Here is a 7,000-nt window from a genome sequence, read left to right as displayed (position 1 = left end):
AAGCGGGAAGCGAGCCCTGAGATGAGTCATCCCTGATACTATAAGTATCCTGAAGGGTTGTTGGAGACTACGACGTAGATAGGCAGGGTGTGTAAGCGCTGTGAGGCGTTGAGCTAACCTGTACTAATTGCCCGTGAGGCTTAACCATACAACACCCAAGGGGTTTTTACGGACTCCACAKACGCTTGAATGTARGCGCGAGAACGACTAGTTAACTTTCCCAGATTGCTATTACTTGCCAACGGCGGGTAATAAAACGAATTTGCTTGGCGACCATAGCATTATGGACCCACCTGATCCCATGCCGAACTCAGCAGTGAAACGTAATAGCGCCGATGGTAGTGTGGGGTCTCCCCATGTGAGAGTAGGACATCGCCAGGCTTCAAATATAGAGAAAAGGCCACCTGAAAAGGTGGCCTTTTTTCGTTTTCCTGCCAGCAAAAAAGATCTGTCCTCATCAGATCTCCTTGTATCGTGCATTGCCGATATTTCTACATTTCTACATAGTTGCTTTTGGTCTATTCATATTATGACTCGGTCTATTAATTGTTAACTGATTGTTTTGTTTGTTTTTCTTGTTATCATTTTGTACCTATAACGTATCAATAACAGGCTCTGAATAAAGGCCGAAAACTACAAAGTAAAGTCAATGAGGTTCAACTATGTCTGAGTTCGAAATGTTGGTAATGACAGCACTTGCCTGTCTGGGAATGGGAATGCTGGTTGTCGGTCCTGCAGTTGTGGCGTTCGCAGTCTATAAGAAGAAAAAGGCACAAGCGGCATTGTAGTCTGTGGATGAGTACCTTGAGAAAAATCAGAGATTGAACGCTAAATGAATGATTTGATTGTTATCCGTGCATTTGGATGTAAATTTTCATTATTCTTGAATTAACTCTGGTAATTCTCTGCTAGCTGTATAAAATACTCATCACTTCCTAAGGAATGAGTTAACTTCTGGGAAGTCGCTGAAAACAGCACTACAGGGGTGTAGCTCCAATTGGCAGAGCAGCGGATTCCAAATCCGCGTGTTGGGAGTTCGAATCTCTCCACCCCTGCCACATATAAAAGCCTCGACAGAAATGTCGGGGCTTTGCTGTATCTGGACGATGTGAAAGTTGTTCAAGGTCAACCCAAATGGGTAAACATGCATTTTACGCTTGTTGCATCTGGGAATTACCGATAGCATACGACAGTTGTTACTGACAGCCATTGTTAGTAACGGGTGATGGAGTTCCACCTTTAACCGCTCGACTGAGATAATGACTCCTGCTGTAGTAGGATAGATCCGTCTATGGTGGGGCCCGGTCATTTGCCATAGCATCTATCCTTGAACATATTCCCGAATGAGATAGAAACTTGGTATGGCACACCCATTAAGCGCTAATCCTAAAATTTTTGTCCAGATCTTGAGATGGACACTCCTTATTATTCCTGTTGCTGTCATTGTCGGCTCTCTAAATGCCTTTTTTCTGTGGATCCTTAATCTCGCCACTGAAACACGCATTGATAATGCGTGGTTGATTTACTTGTTGCCGCTTGCAGGTGTTGTCATTGTCTATTGCTACCGTAATCTTGGTAAGAACTCCGAAGGTGGCAACAACCTGATCATGGATGAGATCCATGAGCCTGGCGCTGGTATCCCTACACGCATGGGGCCGCTGGTTTTAATCACGACAGTGATCACCCATTTGTTCGGCGGCTCAGCGGGGCGTGAAGGAACCGCAGTGCAGATCGGTGGGGCGACAACACATTGGCTAGCCCGAGTCTTCAAGCTCAACGAAGCTGATACGCGTCTGATATTAATTGCCGGTGTGGCTGCCGGCTTTGGCGCGGTGTTTGGGACGCCGCTGACAGGGGCGATATTTGCCCTTGAGGTACTGGCGATAGGACGTCTGCGCTACGATGCCATCATTCCTGCTTTGTTTGCCGCTATTCTTGCAGATGTTGTATGCAGCGCGTGGGGGGCTCACCATACGCATTACCGGATAGACTTTCTTGAGACCATTACGTTGTTCGAGCATGCCATCAAAGTCGATATCGTGATGATAGCGAAGATTGTGCTGGCAGCCGTTGCTTTTGGTTTGGCTGGGTACCTGTTTGGTGAGCTGACTCATGTGTTTAAAGATATTTTCAAAGCGACGCTGAAGAACCCTTATCTTATTGTTGTCGTTGGTGGCTTGATAGTCATTGGTGCGGTGCAGTTGATCGGTAACTATGATTATATCGGCCTCGGTGTTTATTCGAGCCGGGAAGGGGGAGTCAGTATCCTCAGTGCATTTACCGAAGGCGGCGCGGAATGGTACAGCTGGTTGCTAAAGCTACTGCTGACGGCGATTACTCTGGCTGCAGGCTATAAAGGTGGCGAGGTAACTCCGCTGTTCTTTGTCGGGGCGACACTCGGCAATACCATGGCCTGGCTGTTGGGTGCCCCTGTCGATCTGTTTGCTGCGTTAGGGTTCCTGGCGGTGTTTGCCGCGGCCACCAATACACCACTGGCGTGTACCATTATGGGGATTGAGCTGTTTGGTGCCGAGCATATGCTGTATTTTGCTATTGCTTGTTATACCGCCTATTACTTTAGCGGTCATACTGGTATCTATTCTTCCCAAAGAGTGGCAGTGCCTAAGCTTTTCGATCTGGATGGAGCGCCGACAATCACCCATAAGTTAGGAGAGCTGAGAGATACGCATTCGTCCTTGCTTAAGACGGTGGTGAAAAAGTACACCAAATAATTATCGGGCCGCATCACAGTGCGGCCCGAGTTGTTTTTACATTCGTTAAACATTTTCTGTCGATTGCACTTGCTGCTGATAGCCTGCTTACCTATACTCTTCACTCAACTTGTCGGAGTGCCAACTGGCTGAGACCGCATTGCGGGATCCGTAGAACCTGATCGGGCTAATACCTGCGAAGGGAACAAGAGAAAAATCTTCTGTTTAGCTGCACCTTTATGATCCATAAAACTGTAGCTGCGGTACCAGATGACGCTGCACACCCTACGTGTACGCCTCTTGTTTAAGCACCAATCCGTCAAGCAACTTCCCCCTATATGGAATATAAAGGAAATTGCTATGTCGAGTCGCAAACAAGCGAGACTGGAAGCTAAACAATTTATTGATTCACTGACTGCCCAACCTTACCCCAACTCCCAGAAAGTCTATGTGCAAGGGAGCCGTTCTGATCTCCAGGTGCCAATGCGCGAGATATCGCTGTCGGATAGTTTGGTCGGCGGTACAAAACAAGAGCCTGTCTTCGAGCCGAATGAGCCGGTGCGTGTTTATGACACCTCGGGCTATTACACCGATCCGGCGCAGGCGATTGATATCTATGCCGGGCTACCGAAAGTACGCGAAAACTGGATTGCCGAGCGTGCCGACACCGAGTTACTCGATGAGCTTAGCTCCGCTTATTCCAAAGAGCGTCTGGCCGATGAAACACTGGATGAACTGCGTTTTGCCGAGGCGAACCGTATACGCCGTGCCAAGGCTGGCAAATGCGTGACCCAATTGCACTATGCTCGCCAGGGGATCATTACGCCGGAAATGGAGTTTATCGCAATCCGAGAAAACATGGGCAGGGCCAAGTATCGTGACGAAGTCCTGAACCAGCAGCACCCGGGGCTCAGCTTTGGGGCCAACCTGCCGGAAGAAATCACGCCGGAATTTGTTCGCCGAGAAGTGGCAGAAGGCCGCGCCATTATTCCCGCCAACATCAACCATCCTGAAACCGAGCCGATGATCATTGGCCGTAACTTTCTGGTAAAGGTGAATGCCAATATTGGTAATTCCGCCGTAAGCTCCTCCATCGAGGAAGAAGTGGAGAAACTGGTATGGTCGACCCGCTGGGGTGGCGATACAGTGATGGATCTGTCTACCGGTCGTAACATCCATGAAACCCGTGAGTGGATCATCCGCAATAGCCCGGTACCGATCGGTACGGTTCCTATGTATCAGGCATTGGAAAAGGTGAACGGGATAGCCGAGAACCTGAACTGGGAGGTCTTCCGCGACACGCTGCTGGAGCAGGCTGAGCAAGGGGTCGATTACTTTACGATCCATGCCGGAGTCTTGCTGCGTTATGTCCCGATGACAGCCAAGCGAGTCACGGGGATTGTCTCCCGTGGTGGTTCTATCATGGCCAAGTGGTGTCTGGCCCACCATCAGGAAAGCTTCCTGTATGAGCATTTTCGCGAAATCTGCGAAATCTGCGCCCAGTACGACATTGCCCTGTCGTTGGGTGACGGCTTGCGTCCGGGATCTGTTGCCGATGCCAATGACGAAGCTCAGTTTAATGAATTACGCACCCTCGGTGAGCTGACCAAGATTGCCTGGGAATACGATGTGCAGGTGATGATTGAAGGCCCGGGCCATGTGCCGATGCACATGATCAAAGAAAATATGGAAGAGCAGCTCAAGCATTGCCATGAAGCGCCTTTTTATACCCTTGGCCCGCTAACTACCGATATTGCTCCTGGCTATGACCACATCACCTCGGGGATTGGTGCGGCGATGATTGGCTGGTACGGTTGTGCCATGCTTTGTTATGTCACACCGAAGGAACATTTGGGATTACCTAATAAAGACGATGTAAAAGTGGGTCTGATCACGTACAAGCTATGTGCTCATGCGGCAGACTTGGCAAAAGGTCATCCGGGGGCCCAAGTTCGTGATAATGCATTGTCTAAAGCGCGCTTTGAATTTCGCTGGGAAGATCAATTTAACCTAGGTTTAGACCCGGATACGGCGCGCGCCTATCATGATGAAACTCTACCTCAGGAGTCCGGAAAAGTGGCTCACTTCTGTTCAATGTGTGGACCCAAATTCTGTTCGATGAAGATCTCGCAGGAAGTGCGGGATTATGCCAGCGATCTGGAAAAGAACGAGGAGCTGGCCATCAAGTTGCTTGAAGATCCTCTCGAAGGTATGCAGCAGAAAGCCGATGAATTCCGGGCTCGAGGTAGTGAGTTATATCACCCTGTTCAAGAGGATAGTTAATGAGCTCTTTATGTTTACCCGATAGTTTAACGCCACTGCTGATGCATGTGGAACCTTTGCTTGCCGCGGCTGATAAATACCAGCTGGGCGAGCAGGTTAGTGTGGAGTGGAGCGAGTCGGAGACTGTCGATATTCAAATCGAAGAGCGTCAGTTCAGCCTGGTGTTTAATCAGGCTGAGGCTGATATTGCCGGTTATAAGGTGCTGGATCAGTGGATTGCACCTTATCCGGAACTTTGCGAGATACAGCAGCAAGTGGCTGCTGACCCGTCTTTGGTGATTTGCGGTTTGCCGACCGAAAAGGGCTGTGTCGATATCTGGCACCACAATGGCGAGGCGAGAGCCGTCTATTGCCACCACGCCGGTGCCAGTGAACCACAGCGTGCCATGTTGCTGGCAGCACTGGCGCTGGATTATCCGCTGGAAGATGCGGTCACGCTGTCCCGAGCTCATGCCCGAGGCTACTTTGAAAGTCATGCGGATGGCTATGGTGAAACGGGCTGGCCAATGACGCGAGAGCTGTTTCCGCGCCCGCTTACCGCCAACCATCCTGAGGCAGATGAGCTGGGTTGGGATAGCAAGGAAGTGGCGGTAGCACCTTTTGCCGCGACAGATCCTGCCAAGTTGGCGCTGTATCCGGTAGTCGACTCGGCGGAGTGGGTGGAACGCCTACTGTCGTTGGGTGTGACCACCACTCAGCTGCGGATTAAGGATCCGGCCGAGCCGACACTGGAAACCCAGGTTGAGCAAATCATTGCAGCCGGAAACCGGCATCAGGCACAGGTGTATGTGAATGATTACTGGCAGCTGGCTATCAAGCATCAGGCTTATGGTGTTCACCTTGGGCAGGAAGATTTGGAAACGGCTGATTTGCAGGCGATCCAGCAGGCCGGTTTGCGCCTGGGTCTGTCGACCCATGGCTATTATGAAATATTGCGGGCGGCTGAGTTCGCACCGAGTTATATCGCGTTGGGACATATCTTCCCGACCACGACCAAAGAGATGCCGTCCAAGCCACAGGGGCTGAATCGGCTGGCGCTATATCAGAAGCTGATCGGTGATCAGTTCCCTACCGTGGCCATTGGCGGTATTGATCTGGCGCGGGCTGAAAAAGTCTGGCGCACTGGTGTAAGCAGCGTTGCTGTGGTTCGCGCGGTGACTCAGGCCGACGATACCCAGGCTGCGGTTGACGCCTTTAATCAGTTGCTGGTTCGCCATGAGCATATCAAGGGTGGCGATGATGCTCAGTGATCAGGCGTTTCTACGCTATAACCGCCAGATCATGCTGCCCGAGATCGGCGAGCAGGGTCAGCAGTTATTGGCTGAAGCGCAGGTGTTACTGGTCGGTGCCGGCGGGCTGGGTTCGGCGGCTGCGCTGTATCTGGCCGGAGCCGGTGTCGGCAATATTATTATTGCTGACGATGACGAGGTCGACAGTTCGAACTTGCAGCGTCAGGTGATTTACCGTGATAGCCACAAGGGGCAAAGCAAGGTACAGGCGGCGGCAGAACAGCTCAAGGCGTTGAATCCGCATATCCGGGTTCGCCCGGTCCAGGCTCGGCTTGCTGATCAGAGACTGGCGATGGAAGTAGCGCTGGCCGATGTGGTGCTCGACTGCTCTGACAATCTTGAGACGCGCCATGCCGTAAATCGTGCCTGTTTTCGTGCCAACAAAGCATTGATTTCAGGCGCTGCTATTCGCTGGCAGGGACAGCTGATGGCTTTTGATTTTCGTCAGGGCCAGGGGCCTTGTTATCACTGCCTGTTTCCCTGGCAACCGGATGCTCCGCAAGAGCCGCAGAACTGCAGTAATTCGGGCATTGCCGGTCCGGTTGTCGGCATGATGGGAACCATGCAGGCGCTGGAGACTATCAAGCTGATTACCGGCGCCGGAGAGGTTGCCTTTGGCACCTTGCAGCAGTTTGACGGGCTGACGATGGCATGGCAAAGGTTCCATCTTGCCCAAGATAAACGTTGCCCGGTGTGTGGCACAGGAGAATAACGAAT

The 7,000-nt window shown here is 51.2% G+C and carries 5 protein-coding genes, 1 tRNA gene, 2 rRNA genes and 2 riboswitches; all 8 genes read left to right on the top strand.

Translation table 11 applies throughout. The annotated features are described in order from the left end of the window. Window positions 1–148, top strand: a 23S ribosomal RNA gene (locus L4D19_RS24860); the annotation flags it as partial. Window positions 149–265: 117 nt separating this feature from the next. Further along, window positions 266–381, top strand: a 5S ribosomal RNA gene (gene rrf / locus L4D19_RS24855). Between the two features lie 281 nt (window positions 382–662). After that, window positions 663–788, top strand: coding sequence for a hypothetical protein (locus L4D19_RS24850; RefSeq protein ID WP_275690384.1), 126 nt, complete (start codon window positions 663–665; stop codon window positions 786–788). Between the two features lie 193 nt (window positions 789–981). Then, window positions 982–1,058 (top strand) — tRNA-Trp (locus L4D19_RS24845). Between the two features lie 154 nt (window positions 1,059–1,212). Next, window positions 1,213–1,276: riboswitch (Fluoride riboswitch) on the top strand. An 85-nt stretch (window positions 1,277–1,361) separates the two neighbouring features. Continuing rightward, window positions 1,362–2,732: a voltage-gated chloride channel family protein gene (locus L4D19_RS24840; protein WP_428454672.1), complete on the top strand. Its 1,371-nt coding sequence runs from the start codon at window positions 1,362–1,364 to the stop codon at window positions 2,730–2,732. 103 nt (window positions 2,733–2,835) lie between these two features. Next, a riboswitch (TPP riboswitch) is annotated at window positions 2,836–2,933 on the top strand. Window positions 2,934–3,071: 138 nt separating this feature from the next. Beyond that, complete coding sequence (gene thiC, locus L4D19_RS24835) at window positions 3,072–4,994, top strand: phosphomethylpyrimidine synthase ThiC (RefSeq protein ID WP_428454671.1); 1,923 nt, start codon at window positions 3,072–3,074, stop codon at window positions 4,992–4,994. Beyond that, window positions 4,994–6,244 carry a thiamine phosphate synthase gene (locus L4D19_RS24830; RefSeq protein ID WP_428454670.1) on the top strand — a complete coding sequence of 417 codons (1,251 nt, stop codon included), beginning with the start codon at window positions 4,994–4,996 and terminating at the stop codon, window positions 6,242–6,244. The genes thiC and L4D19_RS24830 overlap by 1 nt, the downstream gene beginning before the upstream one ends. After that, window positions 6,234–6,995: a HesA/MoeB/ThiF family protein gene (locus tag L4D19_RS24825; RefSeq protein ID WP_428454678.1), complete on the top strand. Its 762-nt coding sequence runs from the start codon at window positions 6,234–6,236 to the stop codon at window positions 6,993–6,995. The genes L4D19_RS24830 and L4D19_RS24825 overlap by 11 nt, the downstream gene beginning before the upstream one ends. Window positions 6,996–7,000 lie beyond the last annotated feature (5 nt).

This window comes from Photobacterium kasasachensis (assembly GCF_050336885.1).
Lineage (GTDB): Bacteria > Pseudomonadota > Gammaproteobacteria > Enterobacterales > Vibrionaceae > Photobacterium > Photobacterium kasasachensis.
Note: the sequence above shows the minus strand (reverse complement) of the source record. Positions and strands in the feature narration are given on the sequence as shown.